18 protein-coding genes are annotated in these 21,973 nt (G+C 33.3%); 1 reads left to right on the forward strand and 17 read right to left on the reverse strand.

Annotated elements, in window-relative coordinates; genetic code table 11:
• Positions 1 to 31 precede the first annotated feature (31 nt).
• From BW929_RS02520 to BW929_RS15445, 12 genes are all read right to left on the reverse strand, one after another.
• Entirely contained in the window at positions 32 to 1,126 is a 1,095-nt protein-coding gene (locus tag BW929_RS02520) for an ABC transporter ATP-binding protein (protein ID WP_076543801.1), read from the reverse strand.
• Between the two features lie 15 nt (positions 1,127 to 1,141).
• Positions 1,142 to 1,969, reverse strand: coding sequence for a carbohydrate ABC transporter permease (locus BW929_RS02525; RefSeq protein WP_076543802.1), 828 nt, complete (start codon positions 1,967 to 1,969; stop codon positions 1,142 to 1,144).
• Positions 1,966 to 2,829: a carbohydrate ABC transporter permease gene (locus BW929_RS02530; protein WP_076543803.1), complete on the reverse strand. Its 864-nt coding sequence runs from the start codon at positions 2,827 to 2,829 to the stop codon at positions 1,966 to 1,968. The genes BW929_RS02525 and BW929_RS02530 overlap by 4 nt, the downstream gene beginning before the upstream one ends.
• An 89-nt stretch (positions 2,830 to 2,918) precedes the next feature.
• A complete protein-coding gene (locus tag BW929_RS02535) occupies positions 2,919 to 4,295 on the reverse strand; it encodes an extracellular solute-binding protein (RefSeq protein WP_076543804.1) in 1,377 nt (458 codons plus the stop codon).
• 574 nt (positions 4,296 to 4,869) lie between these two features.
• Positions 4,870 to 6,240 (reverse strand): family 4 glycosyl hydrolase, encoded by a 1,371-nt coding sequence (locus BW929_RS02540; protein WP_076543805.1) that lies wholly within the window; start codon positions 6,238 to 6,240, stop codon positions 4,870 to 4,872.
• A 23-nt stretch (positions 6,241 to 6,263) separates the two neighbouring features.
• Positions 6,264 to 7,184: a carbohydrate kinase family protein gene (locus tag BW929_RS02545; protein ID WP_076543806.1), complete on the reverse strand. Its 921-nt coding sequence runs from the start codon at positions 7,182 to 7,184 to the stop codon at positions 6,264 to 6,266.
• 41 nt (positions 7,185 to 7,225) lie between these two features.
• A complete protein-coding gene (locus BW929_RS02550; protein WP_076543807.1) occupies positions 7,226 to 8,062 on the reverse strand; it encodes a carbohydrate ABC transporter permease in 837 nt (278 codons plus the stop codon).
• A gap of 1 nt (position 8,063) precedes the next feature.
• On the reverse strand, positions 8,064 to 8,966 hold the full coding sequence (locus tag BW929_RS02555; protein WP_084566059.1) for a carbohydrate ABC transporter permease: 903 nt from the start codon (positions 8,964 to 8,966) through the stop codon (positions 8,064 to 8,066).
• Positions 8,967 to 9,042: 76 nt separating this feature from the next.
• A complete protein-coding gene (locus BW929_RS02560) occupies positions 9,043 to 10,386 on the reverse strand; it encodes an extracellular solute-binding protein (protein WP_076543808.1) in 1,344 nt (447 codons plus the stop codon).
• Between the two features lie 95 nt (positions 10,387 to 10,481).
• Complete coding sequence (locus BW929_RS02565; RefSeq protein ID WP_076543809.1) at positions 10,482 to 11,210, reverse strand: GntR family transcriptional regulator; 729 nt, start codon at positions 11,208 to 11,210, stop codon at positions 10,482 to 10,484.
• Positions 11,211 to 11,493: 283 nt separating this feature from the next.
• Positions 11,494 to 12,144, reverse strand: coding sequence for a group II intron maturase-specific domain-containing protein (locus tag BW929_RS15440; protein ID WP_234978050.1), 651 nt, complete (start codon positions 12,142 to 12,144; stop codon positions 11,494 to 11,496).
• A gap of 46 nt (positions 12,145 to 12,190) precedes the next feature.
• Positions 12,191 to 12,742 carry a reverse transcriptase domain-containing protein gene (locus BW929_RS15445; RefSeq protein WP_234978051.1) on the reverse strand — a complete coding sequence of 184 codons (552 nt, stop codon included), beginning with the start codon at positions 12,740 to 12,742 and terminating at the stop codon, positions 12,191 to 12,193.
• A gap of 987 nt (positions 12,743 to 13,729) precedes the next feature.
• Between BW929_RS15445 and BW929_RS02580 the strand changes: the two genes are divergently transcribed.
• Entirely contained in the window at positions 13,730 to 14,935 is a 1,206-nt protein-coding gene (locus tag BW929_RS02580) for an ISL3 family transposase (protein ID WP_076543812.1), read from the forward strand.
• Positions 14,936 to 15,043: 108 nt separating this feature from the next.
• On the opposite strand, the gene BW929_RS02585 is transcribed toward BW929_RS02580, so the two are convergent.
• The 5 genes from BW929_RS02585 to BW929_RS02605 form a co-directional block, all read right to left on the reverse strand.
• Complete coding sequence (locus BW929_RS02585) at positions 15,044 to 15,622, reverse strand: class I SAM-dependent methyltransferase (protein ID WP_076543813.1); 579 nt, start codon at positions 15,620 to 15,622, stop codon at positions 15,044 to 15,046.
• A 260-nt stretch (positions 15,623 to 15,882) separates the two neighbouring features.
• Positions 15,883 to 17,589, reverse strand: coding sequence for a glycoside hydrolase family 3 protein (locus tag BW929_RS02590; RefSeq protein WP_076543814.1), 1,707 nt, complete (start codon positions 17,587 to 17,589; stop codon positions 15,883 to 15,885).
• Positions 17,590 to 17,605: 16 nt separating this feature from the next.
• Positions 17,606 to 18,448 carry an HAD family hydrolase gene (locus BW929_RS02595; protein ID WP_076543815.1) on the reverse strand — a complete coding sequence of 281 codons (843 nt, stop codon included), beginning with the start codon at positions 18,446 to 18,448 and terminating at the stop codon, positions 17,606 to 17,608.
• Positions 18,449 to 18,542: 94 nt separating this feature from the next.
• Positions 18,543 to 20,354, reverse strand: coding sequence for a beta-glucuronidase (gene uidA, locus BW929_RS02600; RefSeq protein ID WP_076543816.1), 1,812 nt, complete (start codon positions 20,352 to 20,354; stop codon positions 18,543 to 18,545).
• 118 nt (positions 20,355 to 20,472) lie between these two features.
• Positions 20,473 to 21,954: an MFS transporter gene (locus tag BW929_RS02605; RefSeq protein WP_084566060.1), complete on the reverse strand. Its 1,482-nt coding sequence runs from the start codon at positions 21,952 to 21,954 to the stop codon at positions 20,473 to 20,475.
• Between the last annotated feature and the right edge of the window lie 19 nt (positions 21,955 to 21,973).

Consider the following 21,973-nt stretch of genomic DNA (forward strand, 5'->3'; position numbering starts at 1 on the left):
CTATTGTGTTAATCTCTTAAATATTCACTTATTAGTTTATTAGTGAACCTGATTCTTTTTCATAAATTCTTACCATATTGTAATCAAATTTAATTTGCACAAGTTGTTCTATTTCTAAATCAATATTTCTTTCAAGAGTTAGCCTAACTCTTGAATTTCCGACTTGTAATGTTACTAAAGTAGTTGCCCCAAGTGTTTCAATTGCATAAATTTCACTTTTAATATCACTTTCATTTTCTGAAATAAAAACATTCTCTGGTCGTATACCAAAAATATAATCTTTCATTAAATCAATTGGTTTGTTTAATTTTATTTTATTTTTAGGAATAGAAACACTTGTTTCTGGAAAATGAATTTCAATATTATCTTTGTTATCCTCTAGTTTACAATCAATTAGATTCATTGGAGGATCTCCAATGAAATCTGCAACAAAAGAATCAGAAGGATTTTCATATACTTCTCGTGGTGTTCCTATTTGTCTAATTTGACCGTCTTTTAAAACTGCAATTCTATCAGCCAAAGCCAAAGCTTCAGATTGATCATGTGTTACATAAATAGTTGTAATTCCTAATTCTGATTGAAAATGTTTAAGAAATGTTCTTGATTCTAAACGTAATCGTGCATCTAAATTACTTAAAGGTTCATCGAATAAAAACACCTTCGGTTGATGTACTAAAGCTCTTGCTAAAGCAACACGTTGCTGCTGCCCCCCACTAAGTTGATTGGGTTTACGTTCAAGTAGATTACTTATTTTAAATTGTTTAGATGTTTCTTTAACCTTTTTCCTTATTTCATTTTTATTTATTTTTCTCACTTTTAAAGGATAACCAATATTCTCAGCAACTGTCATATGTGGATAAAGAGCATAATCTTGAAAAACCATTGCCACATCTCTTTCTTTGGGTTCTTTATAAGTAACATCTTCATCATCAAACATTATTCTTCCTTCAGTAGCTTCTTCTAAACCTGCAACTAATCTTAAAGTTGTTGTCTTTCCGCAACCTGAAGGGCCTAACAAAGCAAAAAATTCACCTGGTTTTATATTAAAATTTATATTATTAACCGCTATAACATTCCCAAATTTCTTTACCAATGAATCAAGATTAATTCCAATAACTTCTGTCATTTAAATCCTCCTTATTTATCCTTTCAAGCCACCATAAAATCTAAAACCATACTTTTTATTTGCAAATAAATATAATGCTATAACTGGAATGGTATATAGTAAAGAATAAGTTGATATTAGATCAATTTTTGGCATACCTACCTGATTAGTAAATGAATATATTGCAACTGAGGCAGGCATTTTCCCTTCACTCCTTAAAAATAAAAACGGAATTAAAAAGTTAGACCAAACCTGAACAAAAGTATAGACTCCAATTACAACCATTCCAGGTCTTGATAATGGAAAAATAATATCTTTAAAAATTTGAAACTTTGAAGCCCCCGAAATAATAGCAGATTCTTCATATGATGTTGAAATAGAATCAACAAAATCTTTTAGTAAAAAAACAGCTGTTGGTAAAAATCCCCCACTAAAAACCAATATTACCCCTAAATGAGTATCAATTAATCCTACTCTCAATAATAAAAAGAAAAGTGGTACCATTGCCGCTATTCCAGTAACAATAGAAGAAAACAAAACTAATATATACATAATTATATTCTTACCTGGAAGTTCAACTCTAGAAAAAGCATAAGCTGCTAATGAAGCCAAAAACAAAACTAAAAACGTTGCTCCAAAACTTTGAATTAAACTGTTTTTAAAAGCAGCAATAGCATAATCATTTTCTATTACCTTAGAAAAATTTTCTAAAGTAGGGTTTAAAGGAAACTGAAGTGCTAAAGTAGGGTTTTCATTAAATGGTGTAAAAATAAGCCAAAGAATCGGTAAAACAAAAAACGCTGATAAAACAACCACTAACAAATTATATAATAATCTTAAAATTACTTTTTTTACTTCTCTCATCCATTACCACCCTTCATTGAACGAAAATAGAATAATGCAAATATTAAATTGATTAGTAACATAACAACTGAAACTGCAGAACCATAACCAAACCTCATATATTTAAATGCTTCATTATAAGTGTAAATAGGCAAAATCTCTGTTGCATTTGCAGGTCCACCTTTAGTCAAAAGAAAAGGTGTAAATAAATTAAAAGTCCAAAGTGTAATTAAAATTAAATCAGTACCAATATAATTTTTTAATGATGGCAATAAAATATCTTTAAATTTATCCCAAAAAGATGCACCAATTACATCAGCAGTTTCTAAATAAGAAGGAGGAACTGTTTGAAGAGCCGAAGTAAATAACATCATTGAAAAAGCAGCTCCTCTCCAACTGTTCCAAATTATTATGACGGGCATTGGATATTGAGTGAGCCAGTCTTTAGAGTTCATACCAACCAAACCAACAATTCTATTTAATAGACCATAATCTACATCAAGAAACGCTCCCCATAAATACGCAACTACTACAGAAGGAATTATCCAACTAGCTACAGCAAATCCATTTAATAATTTTTTCATTATTCCTTGAGTATTTCGTAAAATAATTGCCAATAATAATCCCAATGCAACTTGTCCAATTACTGCTGAACCAAGAACAAATTGAAAAGTTAAATTTAAAGAATGCCAAAATCTACTATCTGTAAACATACGAAAAAAATTGTCAAGACCTACAAATTCAAGACTATCTTGTAATAAAGAATAATTGGTTAATGATAAAAATAAACTCCAGATAGCAGGAAATATTAAAAACACAAAAATCAATGCTAATCCAGGTAATACAAAAAATATAGCCTTTCGTTTTGATAATATTTTCATTAAAATCCTCCTCTATTTTATTCTCCTTTCCCTAAATTTTAAAATTTAGGGAAAGGAGAAAGCTATATATAATCATTACCTAACAGTAATTATTTTTCCATCACTTTATCTTCTCCAACAATTCTAGTCACTTCTTGAGCATATTTATCTAATGCTTCTTCTGGAGTCAAATTACCAGTAACCACTTCACCTGTCATAATTTGAACTTGTCTTGATACCTGTTCATATTCAGAAAAACCAGGGCGAGCAGTAGTGTTTTCTGATAAAGCTGGAGCAATATTAGCCATATAAGGGTCACTCTGAATCATATCACTTTCAGCAACATCATTTCTTGCAGGTATTCCAGGATTGATTTCTAAAATTTCTAGCTTCATTTCTTTAGAATTTAAGAACTTTAATAGCTCCCAAGTTAACTCTCTATTATCAGTAGATGGTGATGGAACCCAACCTGTACCTCCAGAAATTGATACATAATCTTGTTCATTAATTCCGGCTTTAGGTTCTTGAGCAGGCATAGCAGCCCAACCAATTTTAGAATCTCTATGTTTTATACCCCAAGCAGCATCAGGTTTTATAACTGATGTCCAAAACCAGATTCCCTCAACCAGCATTGCAATTTCATTATTTTTATATTGTTCAAATGTCTTGTCTCTTGCATTTAATGATACCTGAAGATTCCCATCACCTAATTTTTCATCAACATAAATTGTTTCATATAATTCTAATGTATCCAATAAAGCATTACTTTTTACTACCCATTTACCAGCAGATTGATCATAGAGTCTACCTCCAGCTCCTAATAATGCCATATAAAAGCCCTGCATTGTGGTGGCTTCTCCCATTTGCTCACCAGCATTAAGTTGTAATGGAGTAACATCTGGCATCTCTTCTTTTATTTTTCTAGCAGTATTAAGTAGATCTTCCCAGCTTTCTGGCTGCCAAGCCCACCATTTTTTGACATTTGCTTTTCTAAAAATTTCTTTATTATAATATATCATACGTAAATCAGTATTTTTCATAAATCCATACATTTTATCATTAAAAGCCATCATATTTTTTACGCCTTCATTAAAATTATTCCAACCCTCCCAATTAGAATAATCACTAGAATAATATTCAAGTGGTTCAAGTAATCCAGCTTCTACAAATGATGCTAACCAAAACTGATCAAATGAAATAACATCTGGACCACGGCCAGCTCTCATATCAAGAGTAATTCTTGTTTTATAATCAGCATCAGGTACAGCTGTCTCAATAACTTCCAAAGTTACATCTTTTCCTTGATCTTTCATATAATCTTCAAAAGCTGGTTTTAATGTATATTTATAAAATTCAATTATAGGACCATTCTTACCACCTTCTGTACCATTTGCAATTATTTCTAATGTGGTAGCTGAAGATACAAATGAAAAAGTTAGTAAAAAAACCACTGTTAGTACAATAATCATTTTCTTATTTCTTTTCATTTTAAACCTCCTAATATTTTGAGTTACAAAATAAATTCCAATATTCTGATTTTTTTAATTCGAACTAATAAAACACCTATATAACTCAAAAGACTATTATTTCCTCACCTCCTCTATTGGTTATTTTCTTAAATACTAACTTATTCACAGTTTTTCATTTCCTTTTTCAAAGTGTCATTACTCAACTTTAAATAAGCTTTTTAAATTAACGAATTTATTAACAACATTACTCTTAATACGTAGACTGCTTTCTATAAGAATAAGTATCTTTTAATATCGCTCATCTACTACTATTCACCCTTATATTTAATTTTTTTGACCATTATGCTTGTTTGATATGTACCAATTTAACATTTTGATTAATATTGGTACGTATCTATATTATATATTCATGACAAATTGAAAAAGTCCTTCTTTTTTTGAAAAAAAAGAAAATTAAATTAATTTTTTAAAAAAACAGTTTCTTCACTAAAAAATTAAGCGGCCTAAGCCCTTTTGAATCTAAGACTTAGCCGCTTAGAATTTTTTTGAATATCTAAATAACAAAGTAATATTCACTTAATAAATATTTTATTTATTTTAATTCTGGAAAATAGCGATGATTTTCAATATAATCGTCAAGAATAGATCTGGCAGCTTTTAAATCAGGAATTAATGGATGAATGATTAGTGCTTGAAGTGCTGAAGCATAAGACTTATCTTTAACTGCTTTAATTGTAAGTCTTTCGTAACTTTTTACTGCCTGCAGCATTCCTCTAGCATGTTCTGGTATATCTGCAATATTTAAAGGATGTAGTCCATTTTTATCTACATAAACAGGTATTTCTACAACATCCTGATCATCAAGACAGTTAATTGCTCCATTATTAACCACATTAAGTAGCATTAATTCTGCCTGATCAGAATTTAATAACTGCATTACTTGTAAAGCAATATTACCATAACCTGTTTGCATTTTATCAGAACTACCGGTAGAATTAATCCCTCCCCATAATTTTTCCGCAATATTATCAGTTTGTAACCCCATAGTTTCTACCTGCAAGTAGCTGTCATTTCGGGCACTATTGTAATTTTTATAAATCTGAAGAGGTGACTTATTACTATCATCATTATTAATTTTTCTTAACTCATTAAATAATTTAGTATTTAAGGCTTTAATAATTTCTCCTCTACTCATTTTGCTATCTTTAAGATTTTTTACAGCTTCAGTATTATTATAATAAAATAATAAATACTCATTTGGAATCATTTTTATCTGTCTCAAAAAGTCGGGATCAACTCTTGTTTCAGCAAGAGCCTGATTATTATTTAATACATTTTCTGTAATATCAATACCATTATGTACCACTCTTTTTATCCAGCCAAAGTGATTAAGTCCAAAATATTCATAAAAAAGCTCATCTTCATTTAAATCCATTGCGTCTGCAATTTCTTCTTTTAAAACAGTAGGGCCATCACAGAGTCCAATAACTTTTTCATGACCAGATTCAGTTAGAGCTTGAGTAATTAAACCTGATGGATTAGTTAAGTTAAGTATCCAAGCATCTGGAGAAACTTTCATAATTAAATCTAAATATTCCAGCATAACAGGAATAGTACGCATTGCCATTGCAAAACCACCGGGACCAGTAGTTTCTTGACCAACAACTCCGTAATTAAGTGGAATATTTTCGTCAATTATTCTATCATCTATCTGACCAACTCTAATCGTAAAAAGTATAAAATCAGCCTCAATAAATGCCTCTTCTGCATCAAGAGTATAATTTAGTTTAATATCTTTTCCAGAAATCAATTCATTATTTATCATTTTAATATTATCTAGTCTTTCTTGATCTATATCTAACATAGTAATTTCTTCAAGAGAGAGTTCTTTTTTGTTACTATAAAGTGTTTTAATAATTTGGGGAGTTCTAACCCCACCACCACCAACAATTACTACTTTCATAATTTAAGCACCTACCTTTTTTATTAATTTAAATATTTTTTTGCTTCATTCATATTCTGAGGGAAAGCATCAATACCACCCAGTTCACGTGTAGATAAAGATGCACATACATTTGCAATTTTTAAGGATTCTAATAAAGAAAAGTCACAATTGATTGAAGCAGTATAAGCAGCAATAAAAGAATCCCCAGCTCCTGTGGGATCTTTAAACTCAACTTTTAGTGCACTGCTCCTAACAAAACCTTGTTTATTGTCATAAGTTATTGCTCCCTTTTCTCCCAGTGTAACAACTGCTGTAGAAATTGTGTTCAAATATCTGCATGCTTTTTCCATATTAGAAAACCCTGTAATTTTTTTTGCTTCCAGTTCATTACAAAAAAAGATATCTGTGTAGTGCATAATTTCCTCAAATTCATCTTTATGTTCTCCATAATATTCGGCAGCATTCCAACCAGTTACAAGAGAAATATTTAAGTCCATTTTACTTATTTTTTTGATTAAGCCCATAAAATCATTACCTGCAGCCAAAGAAATATGCAATCTAGTGAAATTATTAGGATTGTTATTTTCAGCTATTTCTTGCAGTATTTGTTCTGTTTTATCTTCTATTCCCCGATAGCTAATAAAAGACCTGTCGCCATCATAAACTATAGCAGTAGAATTATTAGTAACTGCAGGTTCAATCTTTTTTAAATATTTAATCCCTACTTCTTCCTGTTTTAGTTTATTAATTAAATATTCACCCTGAACATCACTACCTACTGCTCCAGCAAGTTCTACATCTAATCCCAATCTACTCATTCCTACAGCAGTAATTGCCATTCCTCCTGCTGATGTTTTATAATCAGAACAAAATATCTCCTGACCTTTACTGGGGAGATTTTCTAAACCTTTATAAATAGTATCAAAAAATATTTCTCCAACTAATAATATTTTTTCTGTCAAAATCATCTTCCTTTCTTAATAATTGTAATTTATATTAAAAGTTAATCAAGAACTCCCTGACTCAATCCTTTAACTAAATGACGCTGAAATATTAAATAAAATATTATCATCGGTACCGAAGTTATAGTTGTACCGGTCAACATTAAAGGAATATTAGTAGTATATCTTCCTTTAAAAAACATCAGGCCTACTGGGAGAGTTACTTTAGCAGGATCCTGCAGTAAAATTAAAGGAAGCAGATAAGCATTCCAAGTCCAGACAGTTGTAAGTGCAGCTGAAGTAATAATCGCCGGTTTGGCAATTGGTACTAGTATTTTCCATAAAACCTGCCAACTTGTTGCTCCATCAACCAGACTTGCTTCCAGCAATTCTTTTGGTAAACCTTTAAAAAAAGAACGCAAGACCATAGTTGCAAAACAGGCACTCATTGCAACTTGAGGCAATATTGGTGCTAGATAACTGTCTATTAAATTCAAACGTGCCATCAGCTGATATAATGGAATCATTATAAAAGGAGTAGCAATCATTATTCCAACTACAGTCGTAAATAATTTTATCGTTCTTTTAAAAGGGAATTCCATAAATGCAAGTGCATAAGCTGACATAATTGCAAATATATTTGCTAAAATAACTGTAGGAACAGTCACAATTATTGTATTAATAAAATAATAACGAAAATTGTATTCAATTAATACTTCTTTAAAATTGTCTATACTCCAGCTTTCTGGGAAAGCAAGAGCCCCATTAATTATTATATTAACATGCTCCCTAAAAGAACCTAAAAACATTAATACAAAAGGTATTAAAACAAATATAGATAAAACTATTAATATACTGTAAGTTAATAAATTTTTGAAAACCTGTTTTTTTGATATCATATTAGCTCCCCTCACCAATTCTCTCAATTATCTGCGTTAAAACTAATATTAATACTACAAGAATTACTACCAGCGCTGATGCATAACCTAACTCATACTGAACAAAAGCGAGTTCATAAGCATAAAGAGAAATTGGTCGAGTTCCATAAGAACCACCTGTTGTCGAAGACACTATACCAAAAATATTGGTGCTCAGCGACCTGATTAAAGTAACTACAAATACCACTACCATTTCATATCTTAATTCAGGTAAAGTTATATATATAAATTGCTGAGTCGAATTGGCTCCATCAATCTTAGCTGCTTCATAAATACTTTCATCAATTTTTTGTATGCCTGATAAAAATATTATTACTGCAAAACCTAATGTCAGCCAAATACCTATAAATCCAACTGCATATGGTGCTGTACTTCGATGACCAAACCAGGCTGTTTGGTATTTATCCAGACCAATTACTCCTAAAATTTGATTGATTACTCCAAATTGGGAAGAATAAATCCAGGAAAATATAATACCTATAGCTACAGATGCAATTACCTGGGGTAAGAAAAAAACGGTTCTGAAAAATCTCACTCCAAAAAGTTCAGTTCTTCCTATTAAAGAAGACACTATTAATCCTGCAATTACAGGAATTATACTATACATTACAATATAAATTAAATTAGCACTAAAAGAAGCCCAAAATTTGGGATCTTGAAACATATTTATGTAATTAGTAATTCCTAAAAAATTCATTTCTCCAATGCCATCCCATTTTAATAAACTATAAAAGAAAGTATTAATAAAGGGATAAATCAAAAATACAGATGTAATGGCTAAAGTGGGCAAAATATAAATATATGGTGTAAATTTACCCATAATATCAAATAGAGGTTCAAAGTTTTTATCTTTTTCAGCAGACATAAAATTCCTCCTAAAATCACTTAATTAAGCGACCTCTTATTAAAGAGGCCGCTTTTTTCTTTATTACTGTTTATTTTTAATCCGCTTTGGGTTTTTCATCCTGCCACTGTCTAAAATCAGTTTCTATTTTTTCTACAAAATCTACTGGAGAAATATCTAAGTTCATTAGATTCTGTCCTGCTTCTCCCATAGTGTCCCACATTGAAGATGAAATCCAGTCTAAATAGTGCCCTAGTCTTCCAGAGTCATTCACTTCATTCCAAGTAGTATAAATATCGTATTTTAATGTACCCCTTTCTAATTCAGAAGTATCTACTGGAACTGAAGCTGGTAGACTGTTATTATCTATCAAATGTTCATTAGTAGATTCCGAAGAAATAACTATATCAATAAACTCAGCAGCCAGATCAGGATGTTCTGTGTAAGCACTTATACCATAGGGAACAAGCATTCCGCCAACCTGAGGCGGTAATTTTCCATCCTTTTTATAAGGAGGAAATGGGAAAAATCCTGCTTCAATATCAGATACAGTTATATCTCCACTGTACCAGCTTCCCTGAATAAATATTGCTGCTTTACCAGCTGTAAAGATTGGCAAGGCATCATCTCCATTTAAACCGGAAAACCCATCAACAAAATAATCATTTTCCACCCACTCTTGTAAAATAGATGCTGATTCTTGAGTGCTTTTATTAACAAAACTCCGATCTTCATCCCACCGAAGAACAATATCATCTAGATATTCTTGAGCATTATCTGCACCCATGTCATGAGCCAGAACACTTCCTAAGACTTCACCATAAAGATGGAAAAACTGCCAGTCATCTAAACCACCGTAAGTAATTGGAATATACCCTGCATCCTTGAGAGTTTTTAATACTTCTTCGAATTCTTCTAAACTCTGAGGTATATTTAGATCAAGCTCTTCAAATATTTCTTTGTTATAGTAAACACCTACTAACTCTCCCATAAATGGGACAGCATAAAGGTTACCTTTACCTAAGACTGTACCATCTTCAGAATAACGAGCTCTGTTCATAACTGCAGGAGATAATATTTTATCTTCCCAGTTATATTCTTCTGCATATTTGTCTAGTGCTAGCAAATGACCTCCTCTAACTAGTGGTCCCATCATTGTTTCTGCATTATTTACAGTCATAATATCAGGACCCTGACCTTTTGGTAAAGCGGCCATTATCTGCATTTTTAGATCATCTAATGGTCTCGCTACACGTTGAAAGCTAACATTTGGATGTTTCTGCTTAAATTTCTCCATAGCATCTTTAATTATTTGATCATTTGCTTGCCTAAAATAATTATCCCATACTTTAAGCACTACCTCTTCTTGAGCAGAAACCACAGAAGCAATTGAAGCTAAAACCAGCATTAATACAACAATAACAAAAATTGATCTTTTCATTTACCTTTTCCCCCTTTAATATTTTTTCTTTTATTTAATAAAACTTTCCTCGGCAATTATCAATTATGTATTTAAGGAAAGTTAGTAAGCCTAAATCAACGACGACTTGAAATTTGAAAATAAAATCTGTCTGTACGATAAATATTTACACAGTATAAAATTGGTTCCATCTTAACATTAAAATAAGTTTCTTCAGCACTTAAAACAGGTGCCCCTGCTTTCAATTCCAATTTTTTAGCTATATCTTTTTCAACACCAGCTGCTCTGACATTTAGTTGAGAAAATTCTAATTCAATTCCACAATTTTCTTTTAAATAAGTAAATAATGATTCATCTAAATCATCTAACATAAAATTTTCTGGAATTATTGTATGCGGAAGTTTATCTATACTGTAGATCATTGGCTTTCCATCACCAGTTCTTGTTCTTTCAATAACTGCAACTTTTGTACCTTTTTCTACAGTTAAAATATCAGCCAAATTTTGATCTGCTTTTTCCCAACTCAATTTTTTATAACTAGTTCCTGCCTCTAAACCCTGTTCTTTTATACTTTCAGTAAAACTTTTTAATCTTTCCATTCCATTTATCTGAGAACGAGTGATTAATGTTCCAATACCCTGCATTCTTTTTACTAGACCATCACTTTCTAAAATTCCAATAGCTTCTCTAATTGTGCTCCTGCTAACTGACATCATCTCAGTTAGATCTTTAAGTGGTGGTAATTTATCTTCATCTTCAAAAATCCCAGTTTTTATTTCTGCTTTTAATTCGTTATAGATTTGTATATAAAGAGGCTGCTCACGTCTTCTTCTATTTTTATCCATTTAATCAACTCCTATCATTCATCATTCATCTGATGTCTGATATTATTATAATATCATTTTTTTGAATTGTCAAATTATTTCGCTAATTAATACTCTAGATACATTTCATATTTCAATTCACCTTTTAAATCATTAATATTAGTAATCCGCAAAATAGAAAGCTAAACTTTAATTTTTAAATCGAGTAGGAGAGAAATAATTAATTTATTTCTCGTCCTCTCACACCACCACAGCGTACCGTTCGGTACTGGGCGGTTCATTAAGAATTAATTACTTGTGTATATCATTCCGTAAAACTAAGGTATCCCAGCTTCTTTAGAAATTTGTTGGTAAAGGTTCTTGTAAGTATTTGACTAATGGAAATTCTCCAGTAGCCTTTTCTTGTGTTAGCATATCCCCACGCTTTAGATTCTTTAATGCCCAGTTTCTTGAGCATCCTAAAACGAGTTCTAACCCTTTTCCACCTTTTCCAGTAGCACATCCTTATTCGTCGTCTTGTCCACTGGTCAAGAGCTCTCATTTTGCTTTTCATATCAGCTATTTTATAATAGCTGACCCAGCCTGTGATTGTCTGTTTTAATTTCTTAAAACGATATTTCATTGTCCAGGCTTTATTTCTCGATGTGAGTTCTTTTATTTTTGCTTTAATTTTCTTGATTGATTTCGGGTGGACTCTAATCCTTACTTTACCTTTCCTTCGATAAAATGAGAACCCTAAGAATTTCCTTCTCCAGGGTCTGCCGACTGCACTTTTTGTTGTATTAACTTTAAGTTTCAGTTTCTTTTCAATAAATACAGTTATGCTTTTCATAACTCTTTTAGCCGCTTTTCTGCTTTTAACAAAGATCTGACTATCATCAGCATAGCGACAGAATTTATGATTGCGTTTCTCCAGTTCTTTATCCAGTTCATCCAGCATGATATTACTAAGCAATGGACTTAAAGGCCCGCCTTATGCAAAGAAAGTTATTATGCTAAGCTTAGCATAAGCCACCCTGAGGGGTTCTTTTTTTTGTGGGTATATATTCTCCATCCTTCATGACTCCCATGGTCAGCCACGATTTTATTATTTCAATTACCCATCCATCTGTTACTTTTTGCCTGATAAATTTTATTAAAAGCTCATGATCTATATTATCGAAAAACCCTTTAATGTCTGCATCTAATACCCATTTGTAGCCCTGTTCTTTGTATTCTTCTATTTTGTTTATCGCATCAATCTGCGATTTACCTTTTCTAAATCCCAAAGAACAGTCACAGAATTCTTTTTCATATATCGGTTCCAGTATTCCTCTCACTGCAGCCTGAGCTATTCTATCTTTAACTGTAGGTATTCCAAGTGGTCGCTGTCTTCCATCACTTTTTGGGATAAATACTCTCAGTGCTGGTTTGGGTTGATATCTATTCTCTAAGAATTCTCTGTATAGTTCTCTCATGTGAACTGCATAGTTTTCTTTGAATTCTACTGTATCTATTCTATCAACACCTGCATTACCACCGTTATCTAAGACATGTTTTGCGGCTACTTTCATATTTCTAATCTTTGTTACTTTATCTTTAAGAGTGTAGTACGTTTTCTTAGTTATCTCTTTCACCAGTCCTTACTTCACGACTTACCAGTCTTCAACTCTACAGTCCAGTTGAACAGACCCTATCTTCATAATATTATCAGCCACGTTTTAGATTCTCACCAATCGCCCCCTCTGACATATTACTACTGAGGTTATGGTGTTTCTGGCCTACCACCTTTGGGATTAGATTTCTCCCTCCGGCTACCAGCCTGACCCATTGCTTTAAGCAATGTTTAAACCATTAAAATCTGTTTACCACTCCTGTAATATCTTCAACTTCGACTGCGCTGGCTGTCCTTTGCTAAACTGGTTTTATCCTCCTGCAGCTCGCCCTGCTATCTAAGGACCAGTCATCATAGCTACTATTGACGCCATCTGAACTCTGTATCTGCTTTATCTTGGTTTTCCCGTTCAGGTTATGCCTCGACTTACTAAAACTAGTTTCAGTTTCAGACAAATACAGAACTCCTCCGGTCAATTATTCTATCTTACTGTCATTCCAACCCTAATCACATCTGCAAATCCGGCCTAGATTGCATGGTTTTTATACCGGCATTGAGCTTCTTCGTTTTTATGGCGAATCGCCATTTACAGATGCCACCTCTGGTTCACATAATGTTTTGGACTAACAGCACGTCTCAGACTCTTCAGATTCCACCTCGCGGTGAACACCCTGTCACTGTTGACTTCTACATGATACATGCCACAACATAGGTAGGACTTTCATCTACTATCAGAATAATTTACGGAGCACACATAAAAAAAGTACAGTCTCAGTAAAATAGGAGACTGTACTTTGTTAATAAATTAAAATAATTTTGGTTGTATAATTAATGTTGTGAAGAAAAAACTGTAAATCTAAAAAAATCTAAATAAAAAAAGGCATTTGCCTGACTCTGTTGAATTAATTAGTTTGCACACCAAAAATTCAATGAAAGAGTCAAGCAAATGCATAATAATCTTGTCACAGATTTATTAGATTTACCAGACCTTGTGGCAACAGAATTAATCCAAACAGAAAAATATTTAACTTTTATCGTTGATTACAAAACAGATCATGTTAAGTGTCCTATCTGTGGCAAAAAGGCAGATAATATTCATGATAGGCGTCCTCAAAGTATTCAGGATGTTCCTTTTAGAGATAAAAAAGTTGTTATTAAAATAGTTAAAAAACGCTATAGCTGCAAGCATTGTGGCAAAAGAGCAATACCAAAAAATCTTAAGAGTATTCCTGGTTATTCCAGGAAAACTGAGCGTTTTAAATTCTATCTTTTAAAGCAGACTGATGGCCGTGATTATTCAAGGGTAGCAAGAGAAAATGATCTCAGCTATACAAGTATTAAAAACTCAGTTAATACTCAAATAGATACTATGATAGAAAAGGCTCAGCTGGAAACTTTAGATAAAGTTGAAGCTATCAGTATTGATGAATTTGCAATCAAGAAAAAACATAAATACGCAGTTGCTTTAACTGATCCAATTAACGGTAAGCTAATTGAAGTTCTATCCTCTCGAAAAAAGAAGGATCTTATAGAGTACTTCAATACCTGGCCTGAGGAACTGCGGGAGCAGATCAAGTACTTCTCCATGGATATGTGGAGTCCATATAAAGCTGTTGCAGAAACTGTTTTTCCAAATGCTAAAATAGTGGTTGATAAGTTTCATCTAGTTACAGCCATTAATAATGCCCTAGATAAGCTGAGAAAAGAGGAGCAGGATAAACAGACTGCTGCTAATAGAAAGAAGTTCTATAAATCAAGACTAACCCTTCTAATGGCTGGTGAAGACCTTGATGATGACGGACACCAGCGACTGATAGAGATCTTCAAACTATCTCCTGCTTTAGAAAAAGCATGGGAGCTAAAAGAAGAATTCCGTGATTTACTCCAAATTCCTGATGTTAAAGAATCTATTCAAGCTTTAAATCACTGGTATGAAAATGTTAGTCAGTCTAAATTAAGTCTTTTCTATAGAGCTAAAGGAACAGTGAAACGCTGGGAACAGCATATTATTAACTATTTTAAGACTAGAATAACCAACGGATTTGCTGAAGGATTAAACAACAAAATCAAATTAATCAAAAGAATTGGCTACGGTGTTCCCAAAGTTGAAAACTTAAAACGCCGAGTATATTTATCATTACTAAGTATTTAAGAGAAATTTAAAAAATCAAAGAGCTAACATGATTCAATGGATGCTATTTAGATTTCACAACATTTGTTAAAGAACCATAATATTTAACTCTTTTTTTAATAAAATCCTCTAAACTTTAAGCCCGCTGATCAAATAAGAATTATAATCTATAGCTTTAACTTCTATATTTTTAATATTTCTCTCTTCCAGCATAGCTTTTAACTGCTCACTTTTAACCCGATGATGAAGTGGTGGACCCTCTTCTCTTTGATCTGGATCCCACTCAATAAAAACAACCCTGGAACCCTTCTCTAAAAAATTAAAATAGTTATCCAAAAACTCAGCTTTATCTTCTACCTCATGAAAAAGATAAGCAAAAAGCATAAAATCTGCACTCTGATGCAGGTTGGCATCATTATCCTCGCTCTTACAAATTTCTATTCTGTCAGTTAAGCCCGCCTGCTGAGCTCTGTGTTTTAAATCCAAAAGCATATCTATTTCTACATCAACAGAATAAACTTTTCCCTTTTCACCAACTATTTCTGCTGCCGGCAGTGAGAAAAATCCATTCCCTGCTCCTACATCAACAAATATATCTCCCTCTTTTAAATTTAACTTTGACAGCATTTCAGCCGGTTTTAAACTTTTTAATCTTTTTTCTGAAAATAATTTTTTCTTTTTAGATGGATGAAATCTTTTACCTGACATAAAACCACTCCTATTCTATTAAAATATCACTTTTATAAATTTACTCATTTAACTATTAAATTCAAATCAATATATTTATAAAGTTATTTTATCTTATCTAAAGATATTATAACTTAAATCAGACAATTAAAAAGTAAAAGACCCTACATCTGTAAAGATTGTAAGGCCTTTTACTTCATCTATATTAATTTAATAAGGAGCTAATTTATTTGGTACCGGGTACCTGGGATTTTTTTCAGGTACCCGGTGCCGTTATTATGCTATCTCTTTGCTTCCCAAATATCACACCAAACATTTTCATTATAAGAACCTTTAAAATCAGATTTACCCATTATCTTTTCAATAGTCTGTCTGATAATTTCACTTGTATTTCCGTGAGCATTGATAAAAGTTTTAACCATAGGTACATCAATAAAGTGGTTGGTATAATTTAAGGAAACAAATACTGTTGGAATTTCAGCAGCATACCAGGGAACCTCATTATCCATTGGAGACTTCCACTTAATCCTGTAATTATTCTGCTGGGCATAACCCCTAACATCAGCAAAAACAAAAGCTGCATCATATTTATCACGATATTCCATTATTTTACCTTTTTCACGGGATTCACCTTCGTTTAAATCAACCTCAAAACCTGCCTTTTCCAGTTCTTCAATAATTCTTTCTCTGGATGAGGTATCGCTATTATAAATTCCACCAAGCTCTCCATAGAGATAATATAATTTTATTCTTGGATGAGTCTCCGGGGTTATCGGCAGCTGATCCAGGCTGTCTTTAACCAGAGTAATTCCCTGATCGGCAGCCTCTGCAGCCATTTCATGATGTTCCTTCTGACCAATTATCTCAAGCTTATCTTCTGCCGGTACTAACTGATCAGCCTCCGAATTCTGATGAAGATTAATTGCTGCTTTGAGTCCTAAAATTCTTTCCAGTGCCTCATTTAATCTTTGATCTGTAATTACTCCATTTTTGTAGCCTTCCAGCATAAACTGAAAATCTTCTTCCTTATCATTAAAGAATAAAAACATGTCACAGCCAGCAGCTATTGCACCAGGGACATAATCCTTTCTTGACATAGCAGCTGTCATTCCTAGCATATGTGAGGCATCTGTTACTACCAGACCGTTAAAGCCCAATTTATCTCTTAAGAGATCATTTAATAACTCTGAAGCCAGAGTTGCCGGCATAATATCCTGTTCGCTTAATTCCGGGTTCAGCTGTTTTGAGTATTCCGGCATTGCAATATGACCGGCCATAATACTCATCAGACCATTGTCAATGTGGTGTTTGTATACTTTACCAAAAGTCTGATCCCATTTTTTTGGCTCAAAATCATTAATTCCTAAAACCAGATGCTGATCTCTTTCTTCAACACCATCACCGGGAAAATGCTTAACACAGGTAGCAATTTCACCAACTTCGCTGTCTTTTAAACCTTCAAGATAGGCTGAGGTATATTTAATTACCTTCTCCGGTGTGTTTCCATAGGCTCTGGTGTTAACAATTGTATTCCGCCAGTTATATAAAATATCAACTGAGGGATCAAAATTCCAGTTTACTCCGAGAGCTGCTTCTTCTCGACCGCTGACCAGACCTGCATTATAGGCCACTTCTTCTGATTCTGAGGCCTCAGTCATTGCTCCACTGGCAATAAAAGTTCCATTTGTTGAAGCACCATCGCCACCATTATCACAGTTGGCTGCTGCCAGCAGTGGAATTTTACTTGCTGCCTGCATATCTTTGATAAAATTATAAACTTCTTCAGATCTTTTACTGGCATATCTGATTCCACCAACATGATACTTCTTCACAATTTCTGCATTATCCGGATCAGCCAAATCACCATGAATCCTGGTGATAAATAACTGGCCGATTTTTTCTTCCAGTGACATTTCAGAAATTGTGTCTTTTACCCATTTAATATCTTCATCATTTAAATAAAAAGGCTTTGCTTTTAAATCTACCATAATTACCTCCGTTTTTTTACTTTAAAATAAAATTAAATTTTTTAATCAGCTTTTCTTCATATTCACCCTGATAATTTCCACTGAAAAACTTTTCTGCTGCCTGATTAGCAAATTCTTGCCAGGATTCTTCTTCCTCACAGGGCATTATCGGATAAAATAATACTTCATTTTTCTCAGAGGCTCTTAAATCTCCCGGTGCATCACCGATCATTAATACTTGATTTTTATCATACCCTTTTGCCTTTAAATCCTTAATGTTAGCAGCTTTCGAACCAGCTTCCTGACCAAGTATGACTTTAACATACTTCTTTAAATCATAACTCTCCCATTCATCTAAAAGAGCTTCCTGATTAGCTGAAGAAACAACTGCTAGATCTGCTTTAGCTGAGATTTCAGCAAGTGATTTTTTAACTCCTATAAAAACTTTTCCCTGATTTTTTTCCAGTTTTGAAATCTCCTGATTAACCCGCTGACTCCATTGAAGTGCTAATTTAAGCTGCTGATTATTCTCATTATTTTTAATGGCTCTTTTTAAAGCAGGGTTGGATAATTCGCTGCTTTCTTGAGTCCATTTTTCAATCTGATTAATTTGGGGCAGTTGATAACCTTCTTTTTTTAATTCATTAAAAGTTTTAACCAGACCCTGAAAGCGGTTGATACCTCTGCTGTGAGAATAAAGATTAACCTTATCCCAGTGTTTCAAAAAATCTTCTTCCATCTCCTCTAACTGCCAGACTTTAACTGCCTGCGGACCAAAAGCTTTTTTATGTTTTTCAGTCATTGTATCAATCGCTGAACCATCAGAATCAATGCAGATCAGATATTCTTTTTCTTTTAGATAATTATCAATAAGGTTCATTTTTTCACCCGCTCTTATTTGTGATATATTTTACTTATACCCGGTCCAGATAGGCTTATTTGGACCGGGTACAAAAGAATCATTTCACTATTGTTTAAGCTTTATAATTATTCGGCATTTCTTCCCATCTCTTTTTTAAAAGATGAGCTGACATCTTAGGCTGCCTGTCTCTGGTAAAAGCACCTTTTTTATTGCCGTTAACTCTTAAAATACCTTCTACAGTCTGGAAGTCAGCAAAATTCCACATCTGTTCTCCAACTATTGAATTACAGTTATCAAAAACCTGATGCTGAACTTCTAAATATTCATTTTGATACTCCTCAGACCACTGAACTGAAGGTAGTTTGTGAATACCTGCCTTGGTATCTGCACCATATTCGGTCATTACAATTGGCTTTCCTTCTTTTTCCCAGCCGGCAAGTTCTTCTTCAAAATCTTTCTGAGCATATTCTAGTTCAGAACCCCCAATGATATACCAGCCGTAATAGCGATTTAGCGATATCACATCAGCAAACTGGGCTACATTACACTTGCCATAGGGGGCAGTCATAATATTGGTAAACGTAAGAGGTCTCTTTTGAGGATCAAGGCCCCGGGCAAAGGAGAAAATTTCTGCAAAGTATTCTTCTGCTCTTTTTTGAGCACTATCCGGTTCATTGGCCAGGCACCACATAACAACAGAAGCATGGTTTTTATCTCTCTTCATTAAACGCTTAATTTCTCTTTTATGATTTTTTATTGTCTGCTCGTGGACAATTTCTTTTTCAAAGAACTCCGATTCTTTACCTGTACCTGCAGCCAGGAAGTTCATATTCATATCAAAAAGTCCGACTGCAGGAGTTTCATCGATTACTACAACCCCTCTGCGGTCACACATTCGATAAAATTCTTCGTCATAAGGATAGTGTGAGGTGCGAACTGAGTTAGCTCCAATCCAGTCCAAAAGCTCAGCATCTCTGATCATTACTGCCGGATCAAAACCGCGTCCGTTAATCTCACTGTCCTGATGCTTACCAAAACCTTTGAAATAAAATGGCTCATCATTAATTAAAAAGCGGTTGCCTTTAACTTCAACTGTCCTAATTCCTACCGGCAGTGGATAATTATCGACCAGCTCTCCTGCACTTAACAGACTTACTTCCAGATTATAGAGATATCCTTCTCCAGGCTGCCAGAGCTTAACGTCTTCAAACTTCAATCTGCCTTCTGCACCTGAGTTTTGGGCAACAACTTCGCCGTCAGCGTCCTTTAATTCAACCCTTATTTCAGAATGAGAGCTGCTTTTAATTTCATATTCTACAATACCGGTACTATCATCAAAATCTGTAACTGTGCTAATGTCATAAATATAGTCCTTAGGCAGAAGCTGCAGTTTTACTGCAGAGTGGATTCCAGCATAATTAAAGAAATCAAAATAAGGGAAGAGTCTCCTTTTGCCATCATCATATTCTTTAATCTGTCCTGTAGGGATAGTTGTTAAATCTAATTCATTATTAACAACTACAACCAGAGTATTTTTGGCTCCAAAATCAGCTGCTTCATTAATAATTGCTCCAAAGGGCATATATCCGCCTTCATGTTCAGCAATTTTTTCGCCATTTAGCCAGACTTCCGCTCTGTGAGTTGCACTGCCAAAGCGCAGGTTAATATTTTTTTGCTGCCATTCTTCTGCCAGATAAAATTCTGTCTGATACCAGACGTCTCCAACATGTTCTCTAATATCTTTATCTGTAAAAAGATCATTATAACTTGAAGGAACAGGCACTTCTTTGTAATCATTTAAACCGTTCTGCCAGCCTTCTTCTCTCCCCTTTTCTTCAAAATCAACTTTAAACTTCCAGATCCCTGATAAATCAATCACCTGACGGGTTGCAGATTCAGCAGGATATAAAAATTGTGATTCCATTTTTTATCACTCCGTTTATTTAAAATTTTAAAAATATAATTATAGAGCTTCTCTAATATATATAATTTTAGAAAAGCCCTAATAATATTTCATTCATTATACTATTAATTCAAAATTATTAAGCAGTAGTTGAAGCTACAGTTTTCCTCTCATCGATTTCATCCTGAATTTCGGCCATTTTTTCTGCATCAAGAGGATAGAATTTCATAGCAATTAGAGATGCCACATGCCCGATTAATGGTAAACCAAAAACAATAAACATTATGGCAATTTCCAGCCCCTGACCAACAGGAGAGTTGGGTGGAATCTTTTGGGCACCATATCCTGCCAGTGAAATACTAAGCCCCATTATTACTGTACCTAAAGAAGAAATCATTTTATCCACAAAGGAAAAAATAGTGCCAATGAATCCAGACATAAATCTGCCTGAGCGATAAGTTTCGTAATCGGTACAGTCGGCAATCATTGGAATAACAATATTACCAGCTAACTGACTTACTGAATATTGAGCACCTAAAAGTATTAAAAGAATTAATACTTGAGTTGAAAATTCTCCTGATGCTAAAAATGGTGTAGCAACAACAAGCATTAAAACTAATATTGTTCCACCCCAGGTTAATCTAACAAAAGATTTTTTAAGACCAACTTTTTCTGCATATTTAACTCCTAAATAGGTAACTATTACAGCTGGTACTGTCACCCAGAGTGTAAATTTACCCTGAAGAGCAGTATTATATAGAATATTGGAAAAGAAGTAAACGAAACCAGCTCTTCTTGCAGTCATAGCTAATTTATCAGTAGAAGCAGCCACAATTAACATTTTCAAAGGTCTGTTGTTTTTTAATACTTCCCAGGCATCCTTAAATTTAACTTCTTTAGAATTTTCAGCCAGTCCAAAATATTCAGTTCTGTCTTTTGACCAGATACCAATAATTGCTAAGATAGTCATCACAAAAGAAGCAGCCATAAATACAATAGATACAGTTGACCATAAGGCAGGATCATTAACATTCTGAGCATATTTAGGTGCCATATAGGTCATAATAAACCAGGTACCACCAGAAAATAATAAAGTGTTATATATTGCATCAAAAAAAGTAAAAAGTGGTCTTTGAGCTGGATCATTAGTTAGAGCTGCCTGAGCTCCTTTAGTACAGGAAGTCTGAAAAGTATACCCAATAATTGCTAAACCATATAAAACTGCTGTAACAATATACTTTGTCTGTTCTGACCATTCAGGTGGGACATGAAACAGGGCTATTAGCATTACTACTAAAATAATATTTCCTACTAGCATAAAGGGACGATATTTTCCAAACTTAGTGTCAGTCTTGTCAAGTACAAACCCAATAATCGGATCGGTAAAACCATCAAACATTCTCATTGCAGTTGCTATACCACCAACAATAGCTGCTGATAAACCTAAAACATTCTGAGTAAAAAAGGCATAATACATTATTAATAAAAAGGCTGTGTTTGTAGCAGTATTATTTAAAGCAAAAAATGCAATCTGCCATTTTTCTGCGTTATGATACTTTCCCTTTTCTTTCAATTTTTCTCTTTTCTTTTTAATTTCTTTTTGATCTGGCTTATTTAACATTAATAAGTCCTCCTAGTTT

The organism is Halanaerobium kushneri (assembly GCF_900156285.1).
Classification (GTDB): Bacteria; Bacillota; Halanaerobiia; order Halanaerobiales; family Halanaerobiaceae; genus Halanaerobium; species Halanaerobium kushneri.

Coding starts and splice junctions, on each gene's coding strand:
- BW929_RS02560 (WP_076543808.1), bottom strand. CDS start 10,386: ATGAAAAGATCAATTTTTGTTATTGTTGTATTAATGCTGGTTTTAGCT.
- BW929_RS15445 (WP_234978051.1), bottom strand. CDS start 12,742: ATGAAAGTAGCCGCAAAACATGTCTTAGATAACGGTGGTAATGCAGGT.
- BW929_RS02555 (WP_084566059.1), bottom strand. CDS start 8,966: ATGTCTGCTGAAAAAGATAAAAACTTTGAACCTCTATTTGATATTATG.
- BW929_RS02580 (WP_076543812.1), top strand. CDS start 13,730: ATGCATAATAATCTTGTCACAGATTTATTAGATTTACCAGACCTTGTG.
- BW929_RS02535 (WP_076543804.1), bottom strand. CDS start 4,295: ATGAAAAGAAATAAGAAAATGATTATTGTACTAACAGTGGTTTTTTTA.
- BW929_RS02595 (WP_076543815.1), bottom strand. CDS start 18,448: ATGAACCTTATTGATAATTATCTAAAAGAAAAAGAATATCTGATCTGC.
- BW929_RS02565 (WP_076543809.1), bottom strand. CDS start 11,210: ATGGATAAAAATAGAAGAAGACGTGAGCAGCCTCTTTATATACAAATC.
- BW929_RS02525 (WP_076543802.1), bottom strand. CDS start 1,969: ATGAGAGAAGTAAAAAAAGTAATTTTAAGATTATTATATAATTTGTTA.
- uidA (WP_076543816.1), bottom strand. CDS start 20,354: ATGGAATCACAATTTTTATATCCTGCTGAATCTGCAACCCGTCAGGTG.
- BW929_RS02540 (WP_076543805.1), bottom strand. CDS start 6,240: ATGAAAGTAGTAATTGTTGGTGGTGGTGGGGTTAGAACTCCCCAAATT.
- BW929_RS02585 (WP_076543813.1), bottom strand. CDS start 15,622: ATGTCAGGTAAAAGATTTCATCCATCTAAAAAGAAAAAATTATTTTCA.
- BW929_RS02520 (WP_076543801.1), bottom strand. CDS start 1,126: ATGACAGAAGTTATTGGAATTAATCTTGATTCATTGGTAAAGAAATTT.
- BW929_RS02530 (WP_076543803.1), bottom strand. CDS start 2,829: ATGAAAATATTATCAAAACGAAAGGCTATATTTTTTGTATTACCTGGA.
- BW929_RS02550 (WP_076543807.1), bottom strand. CDS start 8,062: ATGATATCAAAAAAACAGGTTTTCAAAAATTTATTAACTTACAGTATA.
- BW929_RS02605 (WP_084566060.1), bottom strand. CDS start 21,954: ATGTTAAATAAGCCAGATCAAAAAGAAATTAAAAAGAAAAGAGAAAAA.
- BW929_RS02590 (WP_076543814.1), bottom strand. CDS start 17,589: ATGGTAGATTTAAAAGCAAAGCCTTTTTATTTAAATGATGAAGATATT.